Below are 24,073 nucleotides of genomic sequence, written 5' to 3' on the forward strand. Positions count from 1 at the left end.
TTTGAATCATAGTACTGCTCACCTACATGTAATTGATACTATAATTATAAAGCAAAAAAGGTATAACTTCCTCAGTATTTTGAGGTGCTACACCTTCTTACTATAATGGGACTTTTTCAGTGGCCTCACTTATAGAAGCGGGGGTCTTAAAAGCTGGCTAGAATAGTAGAATTCATAGTAATTATCACGATTTTATCTTAAAAATCCTGACATAACTATGAATTCTGGAGTTCAGATATTTACTTGCTCTTAACTCAATCAATTAAGGCTATACACTAAGGACAAAAATATCCTATTCAACTTCTTGAATAATTGGCAGAATCATAGGTCGGCGACGGGTTTTTTCATAGAACTGCTTACTTAAGGCATCCCTAATTTGACTTTTGAGGACTGCCCATTCCGTAATATGATTCTCGCGGCAGCGTGCCATGGTTTGCTTAACCTTTAATTTGGCTTCATCAAGCATAGACTCCGATTCTCGAACATAAACAAAGCCACGGGTCACCACATCAGGTCCGGCAACAATCGCTCCTGTTGAACGACTAATCGTCATAACGACAATCAGAATACCATCCTGAGACAGTTGCTTGCGGTCTCTCAGAACAATATTTCCTACGTCGCCAATACCTAATCCATCTATCAAAACTTTGCCAGCTGTAACCTTGCCCCCAATAGCTGCTCCATGACGTGTAAACTCAACAATTCCTCCATTTTCAGAAACGAAAATATCTTCGCGAGGAACACCCAGTTGTTCGGCTAATTGAGCATGCTTTATCAGCATCCGATATTCACCGTGAACCGGCATAAAGTATTTTGGCCGAACCATATTTAGCATCAATTTTTGTTCTTCCTGGCTGGCGTGACCAGAAACGTGCATTCCCTCCGTCGATTCATAGATAACGTTGGCACCGAGTTTAAATAATTGATCAACCGTTCTGGCGACAGATTTTTCATTGCCCGGTATCGGACTTGCTGAAATTATGACCGTATCTCCGGGCTGGATAGCTACATGACGATGATCATGATTTGCCATCCTAGTCAGCGCGGACATGGGTTCTCCTTGACTCCCTGTTGTTAGAATGCAAGCTTGATTACCAGGCAAGCCGATAATTTCATCGATATCAACCAACGTACCGTCAGGTATATCTAAGTATCCTAATTCTGCAGAAATCCCAACAATATTAAGCATACTTCGACCTACAACTGCCACCTTACGATTAGTTTTGACCGCTGAAGTAATAGCCTGCTGTAAACGATAAACATTTGAAGCAAAACTCGCCAGAATAACCCGTTCCTTGGCATTACGAAATGCCTCGTCGATCATCTCTCCAACATTTCTTTCTGACGGTGTAAATCCTGGTCTTTCCACATTGGTACTATCGGAGAGGAGGCACAAAACTCCTTTATCTCCTAACTCGGAAAATTTATGAATGTCTAATATTTCTCCTGATACAGGCGTATGGTCCAATTTAAAGTCGCCGGTATGCACAATAGTCCCCAAGGGAGTATGGATAGCCAATCCAACAGAATCTGGAATGCTATGATTTACTCGAATAAACTCAATTCTAAATACTCCGAGCTTAATCGTATCCCGCGGTTGGACCACTGTAGCCTTAATATTATTTAAATTACTCTCTTTCATTTTGGATTGAATAATACCTAATGTAAGACGGGTTCCAAAAATAGGCACATCAATATCTCGCAAAAGATATGGTAATGCCCCTATATGATCTTCATGTCCGTGAGTTATTAAGATACCGAGAAGCATCTCTTTGTTTTCAATTAAATATGAATAATCAGGTATAACAATATCAATTCCAAGCATTTCGTCTTCAGGAAATGCCAAGCCAGCATCAACAAGCAACATCTGGTTATCATACCGTATGACGGTCATGTTTTTGCCGATTTCCCCAAGTCCGCCCAAGGGGATAATCTGTAGTTTATGCTCTTTGGGCAATAAAATCTACCTCCAGTAAATTATTTTATCTCTTGATTGTGCCTTAAAAGCTAAGGAGATCCCCGTGGTTTCTTTTGACGCCAAAATAAGGGCAACAAAAAAAGCGAAATACTCTAAGCGAACACAATGACGTCCAGTGTTCGTCAGTATTTCGAAAGCATCTATGAAACTAGCCGCACAACAAATATACTTTATTATAGCGCGCAAATCCCTTACTGGCAAGTTCCTTCAATCCTTTCGGGGTAATAGTAAATAATCAATTAATCCAATCCAGAGTATTTTGCCAAATCTCTATGCTAATGTCCTATGGAATAAAGTCATTTATTCTGGAGACTATAGTTTTAGATTTTGTTTGAGAAAGGTGGTAAACTTATCATGCCTAATACAAATGTAGTATGCTCTGCTACAGACTGCAGCCACAATGAAGAAGGACATTGCCAACTGGAGACACTCAGCGTAACGTCGAGTGTTGCAGATCGTGAAGCTGAATGTGCTTTCTATGAACCAAGTGAAACGTGAACTCGTCCAACTAAAGCTGAACATTGGGGCTTCGGTGACGAAAGTGTCCTGTGGACACTTCGCCGAATGCGCCTAGCTCACTACACCTTAGGGGTAATGGCTATATTGTTTTCGAACAAAATATGAATTTAGAAATAGAATACTTCTTGTAAAGTCAAAATATTCTTTCAAATTTGCAAAAACACAAGAATTGCATGAAATAAATCGCTGCAATTTTTATTGAATCAATTCTTCAATTCCAAAGACATGAATTTGGCGAATTTCAAGTACAACAACAACTAAACTCCGTACCATTTTCTGAAATGGGTACGGAGTTTAGTTAAGTAATTCATTTTACTATATTCTCTGATCGTCATAAAGGACACAGGAGTCAATTAAGCTGATTACAAATGACCTATTCTCAAACCATTTGGTCCATGGCTCTTCCAGAGGCTGCTTTAAGTTCCGATTTTCGCACAGGTTCTATCCGTTTAACGTTATTCATAAGATCTTGCAAAAATTTAAGCTCCTCTGCTGTCGCCTTAACTAAGGGTAGACGTACCCCCCCAACCTTGTGACCATACATGTTAAGGAGAGCTTTGACAGGGACAGGGTTAGCGGTGATAAAGATTCCCTTGAAGACTGGAAACAGTTCAAGATGCCAATCCGTGGCTTTGGCCGTATCTCCGGCAAACCAAGCATCTACCATAGCTTTCATTTCATCTCCGACCACATGGGCTGCCACGCTGATAATTCCGCTGCAGCCTAATGCTAACATCGGCAAGGTCATAGAGTCATCTCCGCTGTAAACAGCAAAGCCGGCTGGCAGCATTCTTTTCAGTTCACTTACCTGATCAAGAGATCCTGCCGCTTCTTTTAAAGCAACAATGTTCGGTATTTCTGACAATCGTTTTACGGTTAAAGGCATGAGATTAGCTGACGTTCTTCCCGGAACATTGTATAACATCAAAGGTAAAGGCGTTGCTTCGGCAATTGCCTTAAAATGCTGAAACATCCCTTCTTGAGAAGGCTTATTATAATATGGCACAACTGCCATTAAACCGTCTACACCCGTGGCTGCGGCTTTACGGGCCAGAGATATGCTTGCATCCGTGGAATTTGTACCGATTCCTGCAATGACCATACCCTGAGATCCCACGGCCTCTTTAACAACTTTAAAAAGTTCAATTTTTTCCGTCTCAGTCACGGTCGGAGATTCTCCTGTTGTTCCACAGACGACAATCCCATCAGAACCATGGGCAACCAAATACTCCGCCAAGTGTTTTGCTTCTTGATAGTCTACCTCCATCGTTTCGTTCATAGGAGTCACCATGGCCGTGAGTATTCTTCCAAAAGACATTTTACTCATCCTTTCTCAATAACATCCAGTTTTCTCCTCTTCCTAACAAACACCTAACCGAAACTTCTGGTGTAAAGCCTGTACCGCAGTTGCCATGTCTTCCTTATGAACTAGAACCCAAATGGTAGTATGTGAATCTGCTGATTGTAAGATTGTTACACCAGCATCAGAAAGTGCTTCCACCATATCAGCCATCACACCGGGTACACCAGCAATTCCAGCTCCGACTATGGATACTTTAGCACAACTCGGAATAACACCCGGCTCAAAGCCCATATTTTGTAATATTTTAATGGCCTTCGAGGCTACTTCATCAGAAACAGTAAACTCAACAGCTTCCGTCTGAACACTAATAAAATCTACGCTTATATCGGCGAGCGCCAATGCTTTGAAAATCCGTTTGTCTGTAAGATGAAGATCCGGAGTATTCTCAGTTAACACTTTCAATTGAGTGACATTGGGAGTATGGGCAATCCCCGTAATAATACGGTCATTCGTTATATCTGTACCTATCCCTCGATCCGGAAGCATGTTTGTAACCAAGGTCCCTGGTGCATCGGAAAACGTGGATTTTATCCTCAGCGGGATGTTTCGCTGCATCGCAATTTCCACGGCTCTAGGATGAATCACTTTAGCACCTTGATAAGCTAATTGACAAATTTCATTATAGGTTACTGTATCAATAATCCGAGCATCTTCTACAATTCTTGGATCAGCTGTCATGATACCATCAACATCGGTATAGATATCTATCGTTTCAGCTTCCAGGGCAACTCCTAAGGCTGAAGCAGTTGTGTCACTTCCTCCGCGCCCAAGAGTCGTAATCTGACCATCTTCCGTTATGCCCTGAAAGCCTGTTACAACAACCACTTTCCCCTTTTCCAATTGTTCTAAAATAGCTCCCGGCTCGACTCGAACAATCCGTGCATCACCAAAATCATCGTTGGTAATAATTCCAGCATGTGCTCCAGTAAAAAGAACAGCTTCAAAACCAATGCTATTAAGAGTGCTTACCAATACTGTTCCGGAAATAACTTCCCCGCAGCTCATCAACAAATCTAATTCCCGTTTTGGTAAATCTGAATAAATTCCTTTTGCCAGATTGAGAAAAGTATCAGTGGCATAGGGATCCCCGGATCTACCTATCGCCGAAACAACAACCACCGGCGAATATCCGCTATGCACAGCTTCTGAAACTTTTGATGCCACTTGAGCCCTGCGTTCTGGTGTCGCTACAGAAGTTCCTCCAAACTTCTGAACCAATATCCGCAAAACAATCCCCTCTTTCGAGGTCCGATTCTCGAACCTTACCCTTTACATTAATTCTTTTTATCATTAAGATCTAAGTCCTAGAGTAACACAAAGTTATTATATGTTACGTAGTTGCAGCCTAATTACAGTAAAAGTTCTGCGATTTGCACAGCATTTGTAGCCGCACCTTTACGAATTTGATCTCCTACCACCCACATATTGAGTCCTTGAGCAATTGAAAAATCCTTCCGCAATCGTCCGACATAAACTTCGTCAGTATCTGCACTAAACCATGGCATAGGATAACGATCACTGCTGGGATCATCATCAACGATAACACCCTTAGCCTTGCTTAGGGATTCACGTATTTCTGCAATACTAACGGGCTTTTCAGTTTCTACATTGATGGATTCAGAATGGCTGCGGAAAATCGGCACTCGAACAGTTGTTGCGGTAATTGCCATGTCCGGTGCATGGAAAATTTTCTGAGTCTCTTTAACCATTTTCCACTCTTCTTTGGTATAGTCACCTTCTTGGAATACATCAATGCGCGGGATAAGATTAAAGGCTATTTGATAGGGAAAAACAGCAGGAGTCATTTCATCCCCTTTTGACCAGGCTTTAACCTCAGCCTCCAATTCCTCGATCCCTTCACGCCCTGCTCCGGACACAGCTTGATAAGTCGATACCACAATTCGCCGGATACCCGCCAAATCAAATATCGGCTTTATAGCCACGGCCATAATAATGGTGGAACAATTAGGGTTGGCAATAATCCCTTTATGGTTTTTTACATCCTCGGGATTAACCTCCGGAACAACCAGTGGGACTTCCGGATCGAGGCGAAAAGCACTGCTGTTATCGATTACAACTGCACCGCTTTTTACGGCAGAAGGAGCAAATTCCGTACTTGCAGAGCCACCGGCAAAAAGAGCTATGTCGATACCTTTGAAACTCTCATGAGTTGTTTCTTGAACTTCAAGTTCTTGACCTTGCCATAATACTTTCTTCCCTGCTGATCGTTTCGTGGCCAATAACCTTAACTCTTCAACAGGAAAGTGACGTTCGGCTAGGATCTTTAAAAATTCCTGCCCGACTGCACCCGTGGCACCAACAATTGCTACATTTGACATTCCCATATTCCTCCTTAGTAGTTGGGTTGATCAGGTGGGTGCCTTGTATTGAACAAGGCACCTTCTCATAATTTAATTAAACCAATTGATTTATCGATAATCCCAAAGAACAGGCTGAATCTGTTTCCCTTCAAGCGCCATGAGGATTGTTTCGGGAACTTTATCCATATGAGCGACTAATGAATTCGCTTTTGCTGTAGGATTATCTTGCCCAAATGGCACCAAATAGACATTCTTTGTGATAAGCAGCGTTCCAATATTACGAGCGTTTAATCCTAATCCATCATTCGTTGATACAGCTATGACCACAGGCCTTTGATTACGAAGATGAGATTTGGCGGCCATAAGAGCCGGAGTATCGGTTATCCCATTCGCTAACTTAGCGAGGGAATTTCCAGTACATGGAGCAATAGCAACACAATCAAACTTTTTTTTGGGACCTATCGGTTCCGCATCAGGTATTGTGTGAATAATTTCTTGCCGAGTAATCTCCTCAAATTGACGTTTCCAATCATTAGCATTTCCGAAACGAGTGTCCATGGTATCTACAGAAAACGAGATAATTGGTGTTACAATCGCACCTTCATCTACCAAACGTTTCATTACCTTGACCACTTCATGTAACATACAGTGTGAGCCAGTAAGAGCAAACCCGATTTTTAACCCGTCAAACTGCATCCCTTCGCACCTCCACATTTAAGACTGAACATTGGCAATCATGGTGGTCAAGTGACGAAGAATAAGTTGCGGATAAATTTGAGCAAGAATTCTGCCGGCAGATTTGGGAGCTACAATACCTGGGAGACCCGGAGCAAGGATAGCTTTGATGCCCAGCAATTGAGCAAACTCAAAATCTGTTCCTCCCGGGATAGAAGCCAAATCAACGATAACAGCATCCTTAGCCACCTTTTCCAACATTACGCGGTCTAAAATAAGATGTGGGACTGTGTTAAATATGATTTCCGCACGCCCAATCTCTTCTTCCAAATCCGCAAAATGTACGGCTTTGATTCCCATTTCTACTGCACGGGCTAAATCTGTTGGCTTACGGGCTACTCCTGTAACGTGGGCTCCAATCCCTTGCAGCATTCTCGCTAAGGACCAGCCGGTACGTCCCAAGCCCAGGACGAAACTTTCACTCCCGTGAATAGTAATGTTAGTAGCTTCCATAGCCATTTGAATAGCTCCTTCAGCAGAAGGAATGGAATTTAAGATGGCCAGTTCATCAAGATAAATCGTTTCTACTAACTGGATTCCCATTTTTTCTGCTGCGGACTTCAAAGCCGGACGCGCAAATCCGATTATCAGCGGAACGCGAGTTGAAATAGCCTGAAGTACGTCTTTGTTAAGCACAATTGGAGAAGCCGAGTATTTGGCTTTAACTGTCCCACGTTCATCGGTACCGAACATTGGAAAGAGCAACACATCCACCTGATCAACAGCTTCGATAAGGGATGATACAAATGTCACCCCCGGAATGGGTGAAGCCTTTTCAAATCCAACCCCGACTATGTAGGCCCCCAGTTTTTGAAGTTCGGGAATCAAATATAGTTCCCTTTCATCACCCCCAATTACTGCTACACGAATTCCTTTCAGATCCGCACTCATCTTTATGCCCCCTTTGAGACAATGTCCCATTGACTACTATCCATTATATGAATGTGGAAGAGCAGCGGTTACGCGTGACAATTACCTAATCGAGGAAATTCTCTAGGCCAACCACAAGATCAGTTAAGTCAACAGCTTTACGTATGGCTAGCATTACCCCCGGCATATAAGTCTCTCTTGTATAAGCATCATGCCGAATTGTTAAAGCTTGTCCTAAGCCACCAAATAAAACTTCTTGATGTGCTATTAGTCCAGGCAGCCGAACAGAATGAATATGAATCCCGCCTATATCTGCGCCGCGTGCTCCAGGAATTTTCTCATATTCGTTCGGGTGTCCTTGTACCATCGGAGGACGAACTTCAGAAATGAGTTCAGCAGTTTTTAAAGCAGTTCCAGAAGGAGCATCGAGTTTTTGGTCATGGTGCAACTCAAGAATATCAACATGAGGAAAATATTTGGCCGCTTCCCGTGCAAATCTCATCATTAATATTGCTCCAATAGAAAAATTCGGTGCAATAAACGCCCCTACCCCTTCCTTTACTGCCAGAGTTCGAATCTCCTCGAGTTCAGCGTCATCTAAACCCGTCGTACCAACTACCGGAACCACTCCGGCAATAATTGCAGTTTTAGCATTCTTTAAGACCGATTGAGGGTTTGTAAAATCCACTAAAACATCGACATTGGAAGTACGCAAACATTCTACATCTAAGGGACCAGAAATATCTAAACCCATTCGCGGAAGGCCCACGACAAATCCAACGTCCATTCCTTGGTGACGTGTATCTGAAGCTCCTACCAAAATCAGGTCATCCTCTTTAACGAGCGATCGTATTACTTCCTGTCCCATTTTCCCACTTGCCCCAGCTACAAAAACTCGGATTTTCTTCAAAGGAAACCCCTCCTGCGATAATAAGGCAAAACCCCGTTGCCAAACGCAATGCGGGGTTAAAGCTTTTCCCTTCATTTTATTGGGTATCCCGTTGTCTGTCAAATTGAATATTTTAGCGATTATTGTCAAACTTATCGTGCAAATCAATAATAATTACCTCTGAACCCACTTTTTTTATAGTTTGCCAAGGAATTACCAGTTGGTCACGGTCTCGATCCCCTCGTGAACTCCAAAACCCGGAAAATCCTCCTCGAGAGGCAAGAATGATCGCTTCAACCGTTCCATTTAAGGTAATATCAAGGTCTGCATCTCCGACAAGCCCCAGTTTCGCACCATCATGTAAATTTATTATTTCCTTTCCGGCCAGATCACTTAATAACATTCGCTCTTTACCTCCCTATCTTCTTCAGCCTCAGCCAGATCTTTAAGCCAAAAGGTTGCAAGATAGCTAATATTAATGAAAAAACAGCTAAGGGTTCAACAAAAAAGCTCGAGTTATTCCACCAATCCTCGGGTATTTTTAAAAAAGAAAATAAAAGTTCAAGGGAAAGATAAATGCCTCCGGCCGTACCTACTAATTGACTTAAGGCAGCCGCTAACTGGTTATTTGATGATGGCTTCGAGCGCCACATGATCATAAATTTTCGCTCGCGTACTGAAATTATCACCCCGATAATTAATAACGTAACCCCAAGGGCCTGCATGTTCATTCCCCCTCATGGGGATTGTATGATCAAGCTTATCACCCTAGAACAAGAAAAAGAAGGATATAATATTCCTTCTTTTTTTCATCTTTAACATTTTTTATTCATTTGCAGAACGAGTTCACTCATTTCAGATCCCTGTGGAGCCAAAACCTCCAGATCCCCGATTCGATTCCTTCAGCTCTGAAACCTCTTGCCACTGAACCTGAAATATAGGCATAAAGACCATTTGAGCGATACGATCCCCCGGGTTTATAGCAACTGTCTCCGAACCGAGATTCTGCAGCAACACTTGAATTTCTCCTCGATAATCGGAATCGATGACTCCAACTCCATTAGTCAAGCCAATCCCAGAACGATTTGCCAATCCGCTCCGAGCAAAAACTAAAGCGACAGCATCTTGACTCGGAAGCTCAATTGCTATACCTGTCGGGATCTTCACATTATCTCCCGGATTAAGAAGGAGTTTTTCCTCAAGACAAGCACATAAATCGACACCTGCTGAGGCTGATGTTGCATAAGCTGGAAGGGATGCAGAAGGTGAAAGTTTTTTAATCTTAACGTTAAGCCAATTTGTCATCTGAAACTCCCACCTTAATCATCCCAGCCTATCTTCTTCAACAAATCCGCTAATACAACTTCATGACCAGCTGGGCCTAAGGTCATAATACTAATTTTGTCCTTCTGCCAAAGGCGTCCAATTACCCGTATGACGTCCTCTTGGGTCACCTTTTCAAGCTTTTCCACCACTTCTTCCGGAGAGAGCACCCGATTATAGGTTAATTCTGTTTTCCCCAAACGACTCATACGACTGCTCACGGATTCCAGTCCTAAATACAAGCCGCCCTTTATCTGGGCTTTTGTCCGTTCAAGTTCCTCTGAAGTAATCCCTTTAGTCTGAATGTCCTTAATCTCTTCAAGAATACATTCAATAACCTCTTGGGTATTGTTGGGACTTGTACCAGCATAAACAGCAAACAAACCCGTATCTACATATGTTGCGTGGTAAGAGTAAACAGAGTAAGCAAGTCCGCGCTGTTCCCTAATCTCTTGGAATAGGCGAGAGCTTAATCCTCCTCCTAAGACGTTGTTGAAGATATGCATGGCATGAATATCCTCATCATCTTGACCCAAGCCAGGAACACCGATAAGAATATGCATTTGTTCCGTATCTTTCGTTTGGTAATGTTCTACCCGCTGTCCATCCGGTGTTTCCTCAAGAATTCGGCGTCCCCCTCGTTTAAAGGTCCCAAATTGAGAAGAAAGTTTGGCCACAATATCATCGTGTTTAATCTTTCCTGCTACCGATATGACCACATTATCCGGTGCGTAATGTTCGGAAAGGTAAGTCAAGATTTTTTCCCGATTTAAAGCACGAATGCTCTCTTCTGTTCCTAAAATGGGTTTGCCTAAAGGATGATCATTCCAAACCTTTTCAGAAAAAATATCATGAATCAACTCATCCGGAGAATCTTCATACATTTTAATCTCTTCGATGACTACGTTCTTTTCTTTTTCGATTTCTTTTTCTTCAAAGAGGGAGCAAAAGAACATATCACTCAAAACATCAATAGCCAAATCCAGATCTTCATCGAGTATTTTGGCGTAGTAGCACGTATATTCTTTCGTCGTAAAAGCATTCAGCTGGCCTCCAACGGCTTCAAGAGACTCAGCGAGAGCACGGGCACTTCTATGTTCGGTGCCTTTAAAAAACATGTGCTCAATAAAGTGTGAGATTCCCTCATATTCAGTTTTCTCATCTCTCGAGCCTGCTCCGACCCAGATTCCAATGGCCGCCGATCTTACATGCTCGATTTCTTCAGTAATAATTCTAACTCCGTTCGGTAATACCATCTTTTGATACAATTAACTCACTCCCCTATTTCCCAAAGGAATAGAAACTTAACAACGAGTGATTCTTAGCAGCGTCACACTCACTTAATAAAGGAACAGTGCCTAGTTTTTGTTTTCCTAACCAAATCTCCCAGCGTCCTAGTCTCTCCCCGGCCTTTAGCGGCAGATCTCCATTCTTTTCCCATACAATATGAGTTTGAAGTTTCAAACGTTCTGTTTTAGTAATACTTACATCTACTGGAGCTTCTGTAAAAACTCGAACCGGATCCTTACTCTTAGTAAACTCCGCAATCGTCTGTCCGGCATTCGCTAAATGTACAATCTCAGTATTGTTAAAACCCCACTCCAATAATTTCTGAGCATCTCCAAAACGATCGGGAGCATGAAGTACAACGACTAAAAGTTGACGTCCGTCTTTAGTCGCCGAAGCAACAAGACATTTTCCTGCTGCTGTGGTCGTTCCAGTTTTAACCCCATCTGCATAGGGATAGTTCCAAAGCAGTTTATTCGTATTGCGCAAATCCATCATCACATCGGGTTCCAGAAAATGAATCTCCGTTTCTTTTTGACGAGTAATTGAGGCGAATTGAGGTATAGATAATCCATGCCGGGCCATAAGGGCAAGATCATAGGCTGTGGAATAATGATCCTTAAGAGGTAATCCGTTAGTATTTCCAAAATGTGTGTTTTGAGCACCTAAAGCCAAAGCTTTCATATTCATTAACTGAACAAATTGCTTCTCGCTTCCGGCGATATTTTCCGCAATCGCCACACAAGCATCATTTCCAGACTTAACCAAGGCCCCGGTAATTAGTTCGTAAAGATTAATTTTCTCACCCGGGTCAAGATGTAAGGTTGCTTCACCAACATTAGCAGCTTTTTGACTAACAGTAACAATTTCATCCGAATTTCCAAGTTCCAAACCTAAAATTGCCGTCATAATTTTAGTAGTACTGGCAGGGGGACGGCGTTTGTTTTCTTGTTTTCCAAAAAGAACGTCCCCTGTTTTAACGTCCATAAGCACCGCTGCATCTGCGCTAACGCTAATTCTGCCAGGTCCCTGTTGGTCGGCAGCTGATTTCTTAGGCGCTGCAGACTTCAATGGGCTCGTGCGCTTTACAGGTTGTTTTGGCCGAGCAGCTTTGGCTGATTTTATTGAATTATCAGCTTGACTAGAAGAAGCATAGGCTGGTTCTACCCCATAGGAAGCGAAACATGTGATACAAAGAAAGACGCAGCACCAAGCACGCGTCCACGTTCGACTGATCATCAAACCACCTCGACTTTTAAGTTCATCGTGAGGTAGTATTTCCGATCTGATCAAATGTTATTAGTGCATCGAGTGTTTGGAAGGTAAATCCTTCGCCAGTCAACTGACTCAAAATAATCGGTAAAGCCTTTACTGTATTAAATTTCGGATGCATTAAAACAATGGCGCCAATTTTTTCAGGCTTGATGCCAAACCGTACAGCTGGATTAATAACTCTTTGAGCAATGATTCCTGGTGTGCTTCCCTCGCGCCAATCCACAGTATCTAAAGTCCACAAAATTGTCTGGTACCCTAACAAATCAGCCGCCCGTAATCCTGGCGCTCCCTTTTCTCCATAGGGCGGTGCATAGAAGCGAGTTTTTCTGCCAATAATTCCCTGGATAATGCTCTCTGTTTTTTTAATCTCTTCCTGATTTGCTCCAACTGATAAATTATCGGGATGGGGATGGGAATAGCCATGATTTTCAATCTCATGCCCGCGATTTGCTATCTCTTTTAACAATTCCGGGTTTTTTTTAGCCCAGCGGCCCGTTACAAAAAATGTAGCCTTCGCATGGCCTTTGTCTAAAGCGTCTAACATTACCGGAATAAACTCTTCTCCCCAATCAACATTGATTGTGAGGGCCATGACTTTCTGATCCGTATTGATTTGTTCCACAGGCCTAGAAACATGGGAATTGGAAAGCACCATCTTATGCTCAAAGATAATTCCTAGGAACAAGAGAAAGAAAATCCCGCCTAACGAGAGAATTCGTCGCGAGATTTTTAAGTTAATAAACATTCGCGTCCCCCCTTCCATAAATTTATGCTCAGAGGGGAATTAACAGACTGATCATTAAAAAATATTAACTACTTTGATGAACTAGTGGAAGGATCCTTTCGAGCACTTGCCATCGCTTCTTTACGGGAAAGATTCAAACGTCCCTGTTTATCAATGGCCGTAGCTTTAACCGTAATTTCATCGCCAACTTTTACGACATCTTCAACCTTTTCGACTCGTTCCTGAGATAGCTGTGAAATATGCACTAACCCTTCTTTTCCACTAAGTCCAAGGACTCCGGGAATAACCTCTACAAAAGCTCCAAAATCCATGACTCGAGTAACTTTTCCTTGATAGATTTTACCGACTTCGACATCTTGAGTTAGAGCTTGAATAATTTTCAAAGCCTGTTCCCCGCCTTCTCCATCAACAGAAGAGATAAAGACGCGGCCATCATCCTCAATATCAATTTTAACGCCTGTTTCATCAATAATTTTCTTGATAGTTTTTCCTCCTGGTCCAATAACATCACGTATTTTATCCGGATGTATTGAGGTGGTGATAATGCGCGGCGCATAGATTGAGAGTTCCGGTCGAGGATTATCAAGAACAGCCAGCATCTTATCGAGAATAAAGAGTCTGCCGGCTTTAGCCTGAGTGAGTCCTTGGGCAAGAATTTCGCGGGAAACTCCTTTAATTTTTATATCCATTTGCAGGGCTGTAACCCCTTTGCTCGTGCCAGCAACTTTGAAATCCATATCTCCGAAATGATCCTCTAGTCCCTGGATATCTGTAAGAATTGCGAAATTATCGCCTTCCTTAATTAGGCCCATGGCCACGCCGGCAACTGGTGCCGAAATCGGAACACCGGCATCCATCAGGGAAAGCGTGCTTCCACAAACCGAGGCCATTGAACTGGACCCATTGGATTCCAACACTTCCGATACTAAACGTATCGTATAGGGAAAGTCGTTTTCATCCGGTAAAACTGGAACAAGCGCTCTTTCCGCCAAGGCTCCATGCCCGATCTCTCTGCGTCCCGGTCCACGCATGGGTCGTGTTTCTCCAACACTATAGGGCGGAAAGTTATAGTGATGTATGTAACGTTTCGAACGTTCTAATCCTAAACCATCTAAAATTTGTTCATCTCCGGCAGCCCCTAGCGTAGCGACAGTTAATACTTGAGTTTGCCCCCTGGTAAAAAGGCCTGAACCATGAGTACGAGGTAAAATCCCTACCTCAACACTTATTGGACGTACTTCATCAACGGCCCGGCCATCAGGGCGAATATGTTCGTCAGTAATTAATTTGCGGACAATTAAATGAACCATGTCCTCCAAAATTGTTTCTACCGCCTTCAAATCATCGGGGAACTCAGCCTCGAAGAATTTCAGAGCATCGACTTTGACTTCATCAATAGCTCTTTCTCTGGCCTTTTTCTCCTCGACACGAACAGCAGCATCCATTTTAGTATAGGCATAGGCTTTGACTGCCTCAACAATGGTTTCAGGAATTTTATCGTATTGGACGTTCATTTTTTCCTTTGCCAATCCCAACTGCAAAGCATCTTCGCGATACTCTGCAATGAACTTAGCTAGTTTTTTGATTTCAGAATGCCCAAACATAATAGCTTCCAGCATTAACTGTTCTTCGACTTCTTGAGCACCGGCTTCAACCATCATAACCGCTTCTTCTGTTCCGGCTACGGTTAGATGCATCTTACTCTTGCCGCTTTGTTCAATCGTGGGGTTAATAATAAATTCCCCATCCACAAGTCCAACTGTAACCGCCGCAACAGGTCCCTCGAAAGGAATATTTGAGACAGCTAGAGCGGCTGATGCGGCATTAATTGCCGTGATATCTGTTGCACAGTCTTGATCAACTGACATGACAGTCGCAACTACTTGAACATCGTTGCGAAACCCTTCAGGAAATAAAGGACGAATGGGACGATCTATTAAACGAGCCGATAAAGTAGCCTTTTCGCTAGCTTTGCCTTCACGTTTAATGAATCCGCCTGGAATCTTTCCAGCGGCATACATACGTTCTTCGAATTCAACTGTTAGAGGAAAGAAATCAATCCCTTCCCTCGGCGCTGCACTACATGTTGCAAAAGCAGATACTACCGTATCCCCATAACGAAGGAAAATCGCGCCACCAGCCTGCTTGCCAATTTTCCCAGTTTGGAAAGTCATCGTTCGTCCGCCGACGGAGATAGACTTTTCAAATACTTCCTGTTTCACAATGGAACCTCCTTAAAACTTTCAATCCTTCTTTTTAACTTGTTTCCTCTTCGACATATTATTATTATTTCCTGCAATTTGTAAAAAAAACTCTCTGCTTAAGAATATCTCTGAAATATAACCAAATATGATGAAAGACTTTTAAAAACGTTAAAAGAAGTGGATCATATGACCCACTTCTATAGTGCTATCTTTATTATTTTCTCAAACCAAGGGCGGTAATAATATTACGATAACGGTCAAAATCAACTTTCTTCAGATAATTTAACAACGAACGTCGGGAACCGACCATTTTTAAAAGTCCACGCCGTGAATGATGGTCTTTTTTGTGAGTTTTAAAATGTTCCGTTAAATAGGTAATACGTTCCGTAAGGAGAGCAATCTGGACTTCCGGGGAACCAGTATCTCCTTCGTGTTGAGCATACTTAACTATAATCTCTTGTTTCTTTTCAGGTGTCATCATGTTAATTTCCTCCAATAATCAATATTCCCTGCTGCCCAGCACACCGTCGGAGCTTCGATAAGCCGAGTCAGCGGGTCCCATAGGTTCTATGATAGTATACATGGTTCTTGGGCTTTTGTAAAGTTCCAGGCCTGCTTTGAGACCTTCTTTACAGCAATCCCTTAAGAAGACTCTGTGCTTTTATTTTATCGGTTTTCAATTGAAGAAGAAGTTCGTTAATGCCATCAAATTTTTTCTCATCACGCAACCGTTCCTCAATATGAATTGTTAATTCTTGACCGTATAAGTCTCCGTTAAAATCGAAGAAATTCACTTCAACACTCGTCCCATACATATCATGAAACGTTGGCTTCATACCAATATTCATCATACCAGCTGCAAAGGCACCGTTGATATTTGCCCAAACGGCATAGACACCTCGTTTGGGAATTAGTATATCCTCATTTGACCGAAGGTTTGCTGTCGGGTAACCTAGTAATCGTCCACGTTCTTCCCCATGAATCACTGTTCCGCTTAAGCTGGGAGATCGGCCTAAGAGGGCGCTCGCCAAAGCAATATCTCCTTGCAGCAAAGCTTTACGGATACTGCTCGAAGAAATAACCCTTCCTTCAAGCATCTGTGCTTGAAGAACACTGACTCCAAATCCATATTGCTTGCCCAATAACTGAATTAGTTCTGGACTTCCCTTACCATGAGCACCAAACGAATAGTTAAAGCCCACAACAACGCGAACTACCCCCAGGGGCATAAGAATCCTGACGACAAAGTCTTCCGGTGAAGTATTGGCCATCTCACGAGTGAAAGGAATAAGAAATACTGTATTTACCCCAATCTCCTCAAAATATTTCAAGCGTTCCTGATTCGTCGTGAGTAACTGAATTCCTCGTTCAGGCTGCAGAACTTTCAATGGATGGGGCTCAAAGAGCAAAACACTAAGACCTACTCCCAAACGTTCAGCTTGTCTCAATCCATGCTCAAGCAAACGACGATGTCCAAGGTGCACTCCATCAAAATTTCCTAATGCCAATACACAAGGCTCTTTATTGGTTGGCATATTTGTTTGAACTTGCACGGATTTTGACCTCCTAAATCATCCAATAACCTTATAGGGAAAAAGAGAATTTTCACGCCACACTCCAATTCCAATTAACAACTCTCCCTCAAGAACTTGAACCTGAGAGTTTGAAATAGGTTCTGATGTCCTGACTAGTTCTCTCTTTGTTGATAACCCATTGCGAAAAGAATTAGCCCGAGCAGCTGATAAGTAGACCTTGGGCAGGTCAATACCGGCTGTTAAAGGCAAAAGAAAGGGAACCAGTGATGTTTGAACAGTCTCATCGATCTCTTCCAAAGTCCAGCTGTCTTGAATTTCAAAAGGGCCGGACCGAACCCGAAGCAAGTACGACATATAAGCCCCGCAGCCTAAGTCCTCACCTAAGTCATGACATAATGTTCGAATATAAGTTCCTTTGGAACATTCGATATATAAAAGTGCTCTTGGAAATTCTTCATCATACCATTTCTTAAGCTCGAGCTTATAAAGAGTTACCTCACGCGGCTCTCGTTCGATAGAAATTCCTTGCCGAGCATATTCATATAAACGCTTACCATCTTTGTGTACCGCTGAGAACATGGGAGGAATTTGCGAAATTTTGCCTGTGAATTTCCTTAACTCTCTCTCCACTTCAGCTCGTTTAAGAAAAGGCTGTTTCTCAAAGACCGTTTTCCCAAAAGAATCTTGGGTATCGGTTTTTATTCCAAAGGTAACCTCAGCAAGATATGCCTTTCCCTGCTCAGTAATATATTCAGCAAGACGAGTTCCTTTTCCTACACAAATGGGCAAAACTCCGACAACTCCAGGATCCAAAGTGCCGGTGTGACCAATTTTTTTAGTCTTCAGTGTTCTGCGCATCCAAGCAACAACATCCGCAGAGGTCATTCCCGGCGGTTTAAGGACGTTAACGATGCCGTCCAAGGATTAACCCCTCCTCAATGACACTAATGACCTGTTGTTTTGCCTCAATGAGCGAAACCTTGAATGTACAACCAGCTGCACGCTTATGTCCCCCGCCGCCAAATTGTGATGCAGCCTTATTGACGTCAAACCACAAGTTGGAGCGAAAACCGCTCTTAATCTCTTGTGCCCCCACTTCTTTGAGCAAAACGGCTACCTCTACCCCTTTAATGCTCCGTGCATGATTAACCAATCCCTCACTGAGTTCCTGGTCTGCTCCGCTTTGCCGAAAATTCTCAAGAGTTAAGGTCATAACTGCCAACTGTCCATCAGCGTATAGCTCCAGGCTATTTAAGGCTGCTTGCAAGAGCTTAACCTGAGCAAGTGGTTTCTGGTCAAATAACTGATAATGGATGCTTGCTAAATCCAATCCTGTCTCAATAAGTTCTGCGGTTAGACGATGAGTGTGCGCTGTTGTATTGCTATATTGAAAACATCCTGAATCAGTAACAATACCTGTATAGAGATTTGTCGCTATTTCTCGATTAATAGCAATCCCCAATTGTTTAAGCAATGTTAGACAAATTTCAGCACAAGCGCTCGCCTGATCATTAATCCAATTATAATGTCCAAACTTTTGATTAGAAATATGATGATCAATATTGATAACAATACTATCACCAAAATAATCTGGAGTTAATGATACACGTCTTAGATCCGTACAGTCCACAAAGACTAAAACTTGTGGCCTCGGATCCGGCAAAGTTTGCTGAATACGGTCAGAACCTGGCAAAAAAGCTAAAGCCATCGGTACGCGGTCCGGATTAAAGAACGTTACCTTTTTGCCCATTATTTCGAGGGCAAGTCCAAGAGCCAACATAGATCCTAAACAATCGCCATCCGGCGAGACATGGGAGAAAAGCGCCACCGATGGCGCTTTTCTCAGAACTTCTAGTATTTCTTCGGTTAATAGACGTTCACTCATGCGAATCATCCTCATCTGCAGTATCCGCTGCACCAACGTCGCGCAGCAACTTAGCAATATGGGCGCCATGTTGGATCGATGGATCATTGACGAAAACTATGGCTGGTGCATGTCGCAAACGAATTCGTTTCCCAATTTCACTTCTGATAAAACCGGCCGCTCTATTAAGGGCATCTAAAGATGCTTTAGTCTCCTCCTCATTGCCCATAACACTGACATAGACTTTAGCATGAGCTAAATCATTAGCCACATCCACACTTGTTACTGTGACAAAGCCTATTCGAGGATCTTTGAGTTCAACTAAAATCATTTGAGATATTTCTTCTTTCAGAGTTTCAGCCAAACGGTTAGGTCGATGTTTTGACATAGGTATCCCTCCTGGGATTACTATAATGTTCTTTTTTCCTCTTCTAGAGCAAATGCTTCAAGGATATCTCCTTCTCTAATGTCATTATATTTTTCGATTCCAATTCCGCATTCAAAGCTCTCTAAGACCTCTTTGACATCATCTTTGAAGCGTCGCAGAGATTCCATTTCTCCTTCATGAATCACAATGCCATCCCTGATAACGCGTACCTTTGCCGAACGAAGAATTTTTCCCTCTGTTACCATACAACCGGCAACAGTTCCTGCTTTGGGAACTTTGAAAACTTGGCGAACTTCAGCTTTACCCAGAACAACTTCCTTAAAGGTTGGATCCAGGAGACCAGTCATAGCAGCCTTAACATCTTCAATGGCATCATAGATAACTCTGTAAAACCGCAAATCAACACCTTCAAGATCTGCTGTAGCTTTCATATTCGAATCTGCCCGAACATTAAAGCCAATGATAATCGCGTTGGAGGCAGAGGCTAACATGATGTCATTCTCATTAATTGCACCGACACCGCCATGAATAGGATTTACGCGGACTTCATCCGTTGAAAGCCTCAATAGGGATTGTCTAAGGGCTTCTACAGAACCTTGAACATCGGCCTTAATGATGATATTGAGCTCTTTAATTTCTCCTTCTTTGATCTTATCAAAGAGGTCCTCCAAACTGACTTTTACGACAGTACGCTTTGACTCTTCAACCTTTCGTACTGCCGTCCGTGCCGAGGTAATTTGACGTGCTAATTTTTCATCAGCTACCACAGCAAAAGGCTCTCCGGCTTCAGGCACTTCTGACAGGCCCTGTATTTCAACGGGCATAGATGGCCCAGCCTTTTTAACACGTCGGCCCTTGTCATCGACCATAGCTCGAATTCGGCCAAAGGCACAGCCTGCAACAGCAACATCCCCAACATTGAGTGTACCCTTGGAGACAAGTACCGTGGCTATAGGTCCCTTTCCTTTATCCAGCTCAGCTTCGATCACGGTTCCTGCTGCCAGTCGGTTAGGATTGGCCTTAAGGTCACGAACTTCTGCAACGAGGAGTATCATTTCCAAAAGCTGCTCGATATTAACCTTTGATTTTGCCGATACGGGAACAGCAATCGTGTCTCCACCCCATTCTTCAACCACTAATCCGTATTCGGTTAATTCTTGCTTAACTCTTTCGGGGGTAGCATTTTCCTTATCGATTTTATTAATAGCCACAATAATCGGGACTTCTGCGGCCTTGGCATGATTAATGGCTTCAACGGTTTGAGGCATAACCCCGTCATCAGCAGCAACTACAAGTACCGCTATATCTGTTACTTGAGCACCGCGTGCCCGCATTGCCGTAAATGCCTCGTGACCGGGTGTATCTAAAAAGGTAATTTTCTGGCCCTTGATTTCTACCTGATAGGCACCGATATGCTGAGTAATTCCTCCAGCTTCGGAAGAAGTAACATTTGTAGTACGAATTGCATCCAACAGAGAGGTTTTTCCATGGTCGACATGCCCCATTACTGTAACAACCGGCGGGCGGAGAGCAAGATCTTTCGGGTCATCTTCTATCTCCTCAATAACAGCTAACGATTTTTCCGCCTTTACTTCAACAGTGACGCCCATTTCATTGGCAAGAATGGTTGCTGTTTCCGAATCCAGTTCTTGATTTATGGTTGCCATAACTCCTAAATTCATAAGATGTTTTATGAGTTCTCCGGCTTTGCGGCTCATTTTAATAGCTAAATCTTGAACAGAAATTGATTCCTGAATGACAATGTGTTTTGGAGTAGTATCTTTAATTTCTTTCTTGGACTGTTTTTGAACGCGCCTATGGGGCGCGCGGAGCACACTTTCGCGTTCTTTTTCCATTTCGCGTTTTCGTTCATAGGCTTTATCTTGCGCCTTTTTGCTGGCTGGTGTTTGTCGTTTCACTTGCTCCGTTATTACCGGAGCTGCTGGGATACCTGCCCCAGCTCGGGGAGATGAAGAACGCGGGCCTTGGGATTGTCCCTGGTAGCCTTGTCTTGGCCCTTGGGATTGTCCCTGGTAACCTTGTCTCGGACCTTGGGATTGTCCCTGGTAACCTTGTCTCGGACCTTGGGATTGTCCCTGGTAACCTTGTCTCGGACCTTGGGATTGTCCCTGGTAACCTTGTCTCGGACCTTGGGATTGTCCCTGGTAACCTTGTCTCGGACCTTGGGATTGTCCCTGGTAACCTTGTCTCGGGCCTTGAGATTGTCCCTGGTAACCTTGTCTCGGACCTTGGGATTGTCCCTGGTAACCTTGTCTCGGACCTTGGGATTGTCCCTGGTAACCCTGTCTCGGGCCTTGGGGCTGTCCTTGATAACTGGGGCGTGGTCCTGGTGGTTGTCCTTGATAGCCTTGTCTCGGGCCTTGGGATTGCCCTTGACCATGATATCCTGGGCGTGGGCTTTGAGTACCCGTGCGGGGTCCTTGAGACGGTCCTTGGGCATTAGGCCGCGGACCTTGGTTATGGACTTGATTTGAACGAGAACCTTGCGGTTGTCCTTGATAAGCGGGACGCGGCATTGAAGTCCGCCCTTCCGCTGTCCGATCTTCTTGACCGATTTCAGATGGTTTTGTTTTTATTTCCTCAGAATTTTTACGTTCAGAATGATCCAAATTTATCTCCTTTCCCTTCAGTTGATCCCTTAAGCGATCAGCATCTTTTTGATCGACAGTACTTAAATGATTTTTAACATCCGTTCCTAAAGCTAAGAGTCTTGTAATCACTTCTTTACTGCTAAAGTTTAATTCCTTTGCTAATTCATGAACACGAATACTCATTTAACCACCCCCACATATTCGGCTCCCCCATTACGCTCCAAGCATCAGCTCCTTGCTAGTAAAATAGCTTTTGCAAACCCCTGATCTAATATAAGAACTGCTGAACGCGGCGAAAGTCCTATTGAATGCCCTAACTCGTGCTTAGTTCCAGTGACAACCACTGGCAGTTTTAAATCTTTTGCCCATTGATCGAATTTTTTATAAGCCCCTGGTGCATCTTCGGCCAAGATAAGGCAATACCCCTTCTTTTTTTTTAATAATGCCTCAACTTGTGCTTCCCCGGAGGCTATTTTGCCTGCTCGGCGTGCGAGTCCCATTAAGGCCTGGATTCGTGAATTCACGGAGAAATCTTCCCTTCTAAATCTGCCAAAACCTTAGGATCAATATCCACTTCAAAGGCTTTTCTGAACCGATGCTCACGAACTGCTGTTCTAAAGCAAGTCAAGTCAGAGCAAATGTATGCCCCACGTCCATTCCTTTTCCCCGTTGAATCGAGTTCAACAGTTCCTTCCGGAGTTCTAACGATTCTCAGAAGCTCTTTTTTAGGTTTCATTTGTTGACAACCCAAACACATCCGCATGGGAACTTTCCGTGTATTCATACCTTCACCCGCTCTCTTTCATTATTTCTTATCAGAATTAATGGTTCCGTTCAAATCGTCCTCAGACACCCAATCCAAAATATCATCCATGTCTTGATCGGATAGTTGTTTCATCGATTCCTCGTTATATTCGTCAGAGTTTTGATATTTGTTAGTATCATCATTATCTAAAGCTGACTCATCTTCAACGTATTCCTGTTCGTTATCCTGATTTTGATCTATATCTGCAAATTCATCATATTCCATATACTCTTCATATTCGCCGTAGTCCTCAAAATTTTCGTACCCATCCTCTGGATTTTCCGCAACAAGGTTTAAAGCAACTGCTTGAGATTCGCTTTTAATATCGATCTTCCATCCAGTTAGTTTAGCGGCTAAGCGAGCATTTTGCCCTTCCTTGCCAATAGCAAGAGATAACTGATAGTCGGGAACAACAACGACAGCTACTTTTTCATTAGTTTTCGGATACACTCCCACAACCTTAGCCGGCGAAAGGGCATTGGCGACAAATTCATGAGGGTCGGTGGAAAAATTAACGATGTCAATTTTTTCCCCTTTTAACTCCGTGACGATGGTCTGGACTCTCGTTCCTTTCGGGCCAACACAAGCTCCAACCGGATCAACATTGGAATCCCGCGAATAGACCGCAATTTTGGAGCGAGCGCCGGCCTCTCGGGAAACGCCTTTTATTTCCACAACTCCATCATGAATCTCCGGTACTTCCAATTCAAATAATCTCTTTATCAGACCCGGATGAGTCCGTGACAGCATAATTTGGGGACCTTTCGTGGTTTTTTTTACTTCCACAACATAGGTTTTTATTCGCTCAAAGGATTGGTAAACCTCACCGGGAATTTGTTCTTGAGCCGGCAGCACCGCCTCGACTTTACCTAAGTCAACGATAACATTCTTCTGTTCATACCGCTGCACAACGCCAGTAACAATATCGCCTTCCCGATTAACATACTCATCATAAATCATACCTCGTTCAGCTTCTCTGATACGCTGAACGACAACCTGTTTGGCTGTTTGAGCCGCAATTCGTCCAAAATCCCGAGGCGTTACTTCATACTCGACGATATCTTCAAGCTGATAGCTGGGATTAAGTTTTCGAGCATCTTCTAGACTTACTTGAGTTCGCGAATCTTCAACATTTTCCACGATCGTTTTGCGAGCGAATACTTTAAACTCTCCCGTCATGCGGTCGATAAGAACTCGTACGTTTTGTAAAGACCCGAAATTCTTCTTGTAAGCGGAAATCAGAGCAGCTTCAATAGCTTCAAATAAAATCTCAGCCGAAATCCCCCGCCCTTTTTCCAATTCATGAAGAGCCTCGATGAAGTCCATATTCATTTTTCCTTGTTCCTCCTTATTCTATTGT

Annotated in this window: 24 protein-coding genes; 1 reads left to right on the forward strand and 23 read right to left on the reverse strand. The window is 43.1% G+C overall.

Annotated features, from left to right (window positions below; genetic code table 11):
* Window positions 1–292: 292 nt before the first annotated feature.
* Window positions 293–1,957, reverse strand: coding sequence for a ribonuclease J (locus B5771_RS10395; protein ID WP_088187444.1), 1,665 nt, complete (start codon window positions 1,955–1,957; stop codon window positions 293–295).
* A 375-nt stretch (window positions 1,958–2,332) separates the two neighbouring features.
* Between B5771_RS10395 and B5771_RS10400 the strand changes: the two genes are divergently transcribed.
* Window positions 2,333–2,476 carry a DUF1540 domain-containing protein gene (locus tag B5771_RS10400; RefSeq protein WP_088187445.1) on the forward strand — a complete coding sequence of 48 codons (144 nt, stop codon included), beginning with the start codon at window positions 2,333–2,335 and terminating at the stop codon, window positions 2,474–2,476.
* Between the two features lie 400 nt (window positions 2,477–2,876).
* On the opposite strand, the gene dapA is transcribed toward B5771_RS10400, so the two are convergent.
* From dapA to nusA, 22 genes are all read right to left on the reverse strand, one after another.
* On the reverse strand, window positions 2,877–3,815 hold the full coding sequence (gene dapA, locus B5771_RS10405; protein ID WP_088187446.1) for a 4-hydroxy-tetrahydrodipicolinate synthase: 939 nt from the start codon (window positions 3,813–3,815) through the stop codon (window positions 2,877–2,879).
* A gap of 42 nt (window positions 3,816–3,857) precedes the next feature.
* Window positions 3,858–5,087 (reverse strand): aspartate kinase, encoded by a 1,230-nt coding sequence (gene dapG / locus B5771_RS10410; RefSeq protein WP_047811228.1) that lies wholly within the window; start codon window positions 5,085–5,087, stop codon window positions 3,858–3,860.
* A gap of 122 nt (window positions 5,088–5,209) precedes the next feature.
* The gene (locus B5771_RS10415) at window positions 5,210–6,199 is read right to left on the reverse strand and encodes an aspartate-semialdehyde dehydrogenase (RefSeq protein ID WP_088187447.1); all 990 of its coding nucleotides are present in this window, start codon (window positions 6,197–6,199) and stop codon (window positions 5,210–5,212) included.
* A gap of 90 nt (window positions 6,200–6,289) precedes the next feature.
* Window positions 6,290–6,877 (reverse strand): dipicolinate synthase subunit B, encoded by a 588-nt coding sequence (locus B5771_RS10420; protein ID WP_088187448.1) that lies wholly within the window; start codon window positions 6,875–6,877, stop codon window positions 6,290–6,292.
* A gap of 18 nt (window positions 6,878–6,895) precedes the next feature.
* A complete protein-coding gene (gene dpsA, locus B5771_RS10425; protein WP_047811225.1) occupies window positions 6,896–7,807 on the reverse strand; it encodes a dipicolinate synthase subunit DpsA in 912 nt (303 codons plus the stop codon).
* A gap of 85 nt (window positions 7,808–7,892) precedes the next feature.
* Window positions 7,893–8,696 carry a 4-hydroxy-tetrahydrodipicolinate reductase gene (gene dapB / locus B5771_RS10430; protein ID WP_088187449.1) on the reverse strand — a complete coding sequence of 268 codons (804 nt, stop codon included), beginning with the start codon at window positions 8,694–8,696 and terminating at the stop codon, window positions 7,893–7,895.
* 112 nt (window positions 8,697–8,808) lie between these two features.
* Window positions 8,809–9,078, reverse strand: a complete 270-nt coding sequence (locus B5771_RS10435; protein WP_047811223.1) for a YlmC/YmxH family sporulation protein — start codon at window positions 9,076–9,078, stop codon at window positions 8,809–8,811.
* Window positions 9,079–9,085: 7 nt separating this feature from the next.
* The gene (locus B5771_RS10440; protein ID WP_088187450.1) at window positions 9,086–9,400 is read right to left on the reverse strand and encodes a hypothetical protein; all 315 of its coding nucleotides are present in this window, start codon (window positions 9,398–9,400) and stop codon (window positions 9,086–9,088) included.
* A 130-nt stretch (window positions 9,401–9,530) separates the two neighbouring features.
* A complete protein-coding gene (dut, locus tag B5771_RS10445) occupies window positions 9,531–9,980 on the reverse strand; it encodes a dUTP diphosphatase (protein ID WP_088187451.1) in 450 nt (149 codons plus the stop codon).
* A gap of 14 nt (window positions 9,981–9,994) precedes the next feature.
* The gene (locus B5771_RS10450) at window positions 9,995–11,266 is read right to left on the reverse strand and encodes a pitrilysin family protein (protein ID WP_088187452.1); all 1,272 of its coding nucleotides are present in this window, start codon (window positions 11,264–11,266) and stop codon (window positions 9,995–9,997) included.
* A 13-nt stretch (window positions 11,267–11,279) separates the two neighbouring features.
* Window positions 11,280–12,524 (reverse strand): D-alanyl-D-alanine carboxypeptidase family protein, encoded by a 1,245-nt coding sequence (locus B5771_RS10455; RefSeq protein WP_088187453.1) that lies wholly within the window; start codon window positions 12,522–12,524, stop codon window positions 11,280–11,282.
* Between the two features lie 22 nt (window positions 12,525–12,546).
* Window positions 12,547–13,305 (reverse strand): polysaccharide deacetylase family protein, encoded by a 759-nt coding sequence (locus B5771_RS10460; protein WP_088187454.1) that lies wholly within the window; start codon window positions 13,303–13,305, stop codon window positions 12,547–12,549.
* A gap of 68 nt (window positions 13,306–13,373) precedes the next feature.
* Window positions 13,374–15,527: a polyribonucleotide nucleotidyltransferase gene (locus tag B5771_RS10465; protein ID WP_088187455.1), complete on the reverse strand. Its 2,154-nt coding sequence runs from the start codon at window positions 15,525–15,527 to the stop codon at window positions 13,374–13,376.
* Between the two features lie 196 nt (window positions 15,528–15,723).
* Entirely contained in the window at window positions 15,724–15,990 is a 267-nt protein-coding gene (gene rpsO / locus B5771_RS10470) for a 30S ribosomal protein S15 (protein WP_047811216.1), read from the reverse strand.
* A gap of 148 nt (window positions 15,991–16,138) precedes the next feature.
* The gene (locus B5771_RS10475) at window positions 16,139–17,062 is read right to left on the reverse strand and encodes a bifunctional riboflavin kinase/FAD synthetase (RefSeq protein ID WP_088187456.1); all 924 of its coding nucleotides are present in this window, start codon (window positions 17,060–17,062) and stop codon (window positions 16,139–16,141) included.
* 18 nt (window positions 17,063–17,080) lie between these two features.
* Window positions 17,081–17,965, reverse strand: a complete 885-nt coding sequence (gene truB, locus B5771_RS10480; protein WP_088187457.1) for a tRNA pseudouridine(55) synthase TruB — start codon at window positions 17,963–17,965, stop codon at window positions 17,081–17,083.
* Window positions 17,949–18,929: a bifunctional oligoribonuclease/PAP phosphatase NrnA gene (locus B5771_RS10485; RefSeq protein ID WP_088187458.1), complete on the reverse strand. Its 981-nt coding sequence runs from the start codon at window positions 18,927–18,929 to the stop codon at window positions 17,949–17,951. Before B5771_RS10485 ends, truB begins: the two co-directional genes overlap by 17 nt.
* Window positions 18,922–19,296 (reverse strand): 30S ribosome-binding factor RbfA, encoded by a 375-nt coding sequence (gene rbfA / locus B5771_RS10490; RefSeq protein WP_088187459.1) that lies wholly within the window; start codon window positions 19,294–19,296, stop codon window positions 18,922–18,924. Before rbfA ends, B5771_RS10485 begins: the two co-directional genes overlap by 8 nt.
* Before the next feature lie 20 nt (window positions 19,297–19,316).
* Entirely contained in the window at window positions 19,317–22,091 is a 2,775-nt protein-coding gene (gene infB, locus B5771_RS10495; RefSeq protein ID WP_088187460.1) for a translation initiation factor IF-2, read from the reverse strand.
* A gap of 44 nt (window positions 22,092–22,135) precedes the next feature.
* Entirely contained in the window at window positions 22,136–22,432 is a 297-nt protein-coding gene (locus B5771_RS10500) for a ribosomal L7Ae/L30e/S12e/Gadd45 family protein (RefSeq protein ID WP_088187461.1), read from the reverse strand.
* A complete protein-coding gene (locus tag B5771_RS10505) occupies window positions 22,429–22,692 on the reverse strand; it encodes a YlxR family protein (RefSeq protein ID WP_088187462.1) in 264 nt (87 codons plus the stop codon). The genes B5771_RS10500 and B5771_RS10505 overlap by 4 nt, the downstream gene beginning before the upstream one ends.
* Window positions 22,693–22,713: 21 nt before the next feature.
* On the reverse strand, window positions 22,714–24,045 hold the full coding sequence (gene nusA, locus B5771_RS10510) for a transcription termination factor NusA (protein ID WP_088187463.1): 1,332 nt from the start codon (window positions 24,043–24,045) through the stop codon (window positions 22,714–22,716).
* Between the last annotated feature and the right edge of the window lie 28 nt (window positions 24,046–24,073).

Origin of the sequence: Desulfosporosinus sp. FKA, from assembly GCF_002196785.1 — a bacterium.
Classification (GTDB): Bacteria; Bacillota; Desulfitobacteriia; order Desulfitobacteriales; family Desulfitobacteriaceae; genus Desulfosporosinus; species Desulfosporosinus acididurans.

Bases quoted from the DNA above. Each gene is read 5' to 3' on its own strand.
- B5771_RS10455 (WP_088187453.1), bottom strand. From the start codon at position 12,524: ATGATCAGTCGAACGTGGACGCGTGCTTGGTGCTGCGTCTTTCTTTGT.
- rpsO (WP_047811216.1), bottom strand. From the start codon at position 15,990: ATGATGACACCTGAAAAGAAACAAGAGATTATAGTTAAGTATGCTCAA.
- rbfA (WP_088187459.1), bottom strand. From the start codon at position 19,296: ATGTCAAAACATCGACCTAACCGTTTGGCTGAAACTCTGAAAGAAGAA.
- nusA (WP_088187463.1), bottom strand. From the start codon at position 24,045: ATGAATATGGACTTCATCGAGGCTCTTCATGAATTGGAAAAAGGGCGG.
- infB (WP_088187460.1), bottom strand. From the start codon at position 22,091: ATGAGTATTCGTGTTCATGAATTAGCAAAGGAATTAAACTTTAGCAGT.
- B5771_RS10485 (WP_088187458.1), bottom strand. From the start codon at position 18,929: ATGAGTGAACGTCTATTAACCGAAGAAATACTAGAAGTTCTGAGAAAA.
- B5771_RS10400 (WP_088187445.1), top strand. From the start codon at position 2,333: ATGCCTAATACAAATGTAGTATGCTCTGCTACAGACTGCAGCCACAAT.
- B5771_RS10415 (WP_088187447.1), bottom strand. From the start codon at position 6,199: ATGTCAAATGTAGCAATTGTTGGTGCCACGGGTGCAGTCGGGCAGGAA.
- B5771_RS10440 (WP_088187450.1), bottom strand. From the start codon at position 9,400: ATGCAGGCCCTTGGGGTTACGTTATTAATTATCGGGGTGATAATTTCA.
- B5771_RS10505 (WP_088187462.1), bottom strand. From the start codon at position 22,692: ATGAATACACGGAAAGTTCCCATGCGGATGTGTTTGGGTTGTCAACAA.
- B5771_RS10460 (WP_088187454.1), bottom strand. From the start codon at position 13,305: ATGTTTATTAACTTAAAAATCTCGCGACGAATTCTCTCGTTAGGCGGG.
- dut (WP_088187451.1), bottom strand. From the start codon at position 9,980: ATGACAAATTGGCTTAACGTTAAGATTAAAAAACTTTCACCTTCTGCA.
- B5771_RS10435 (WP_047811223.1), bottom strand. From the start codon at position 9,078: ATGTTATTAAGTGATCTGGCCGGAAAGGAAATAATAAATTTACATGAT.
- B5771_RS10420 (WP_088187448.1), bottom strand. From the start codon at position 6,877: ATGCAGTTTGACGGGTTAAAAATCGGGTTTGCTCTTACTGGCTCACAC.
- dapA (WP_088187446.1), bottom strand. From the start codon at position 3,815: ATGTCTTTTGGAAGAATACTCACGGCCATGGTGACTCCTATGAACGAA.
- dpsA (WP_047811225.1), bottom strand. From the start codon at position 7,807: ATGAGTGCGGATCTGAAAGGAATTCGTGTAGCAGTAATTGGGGGTGAT.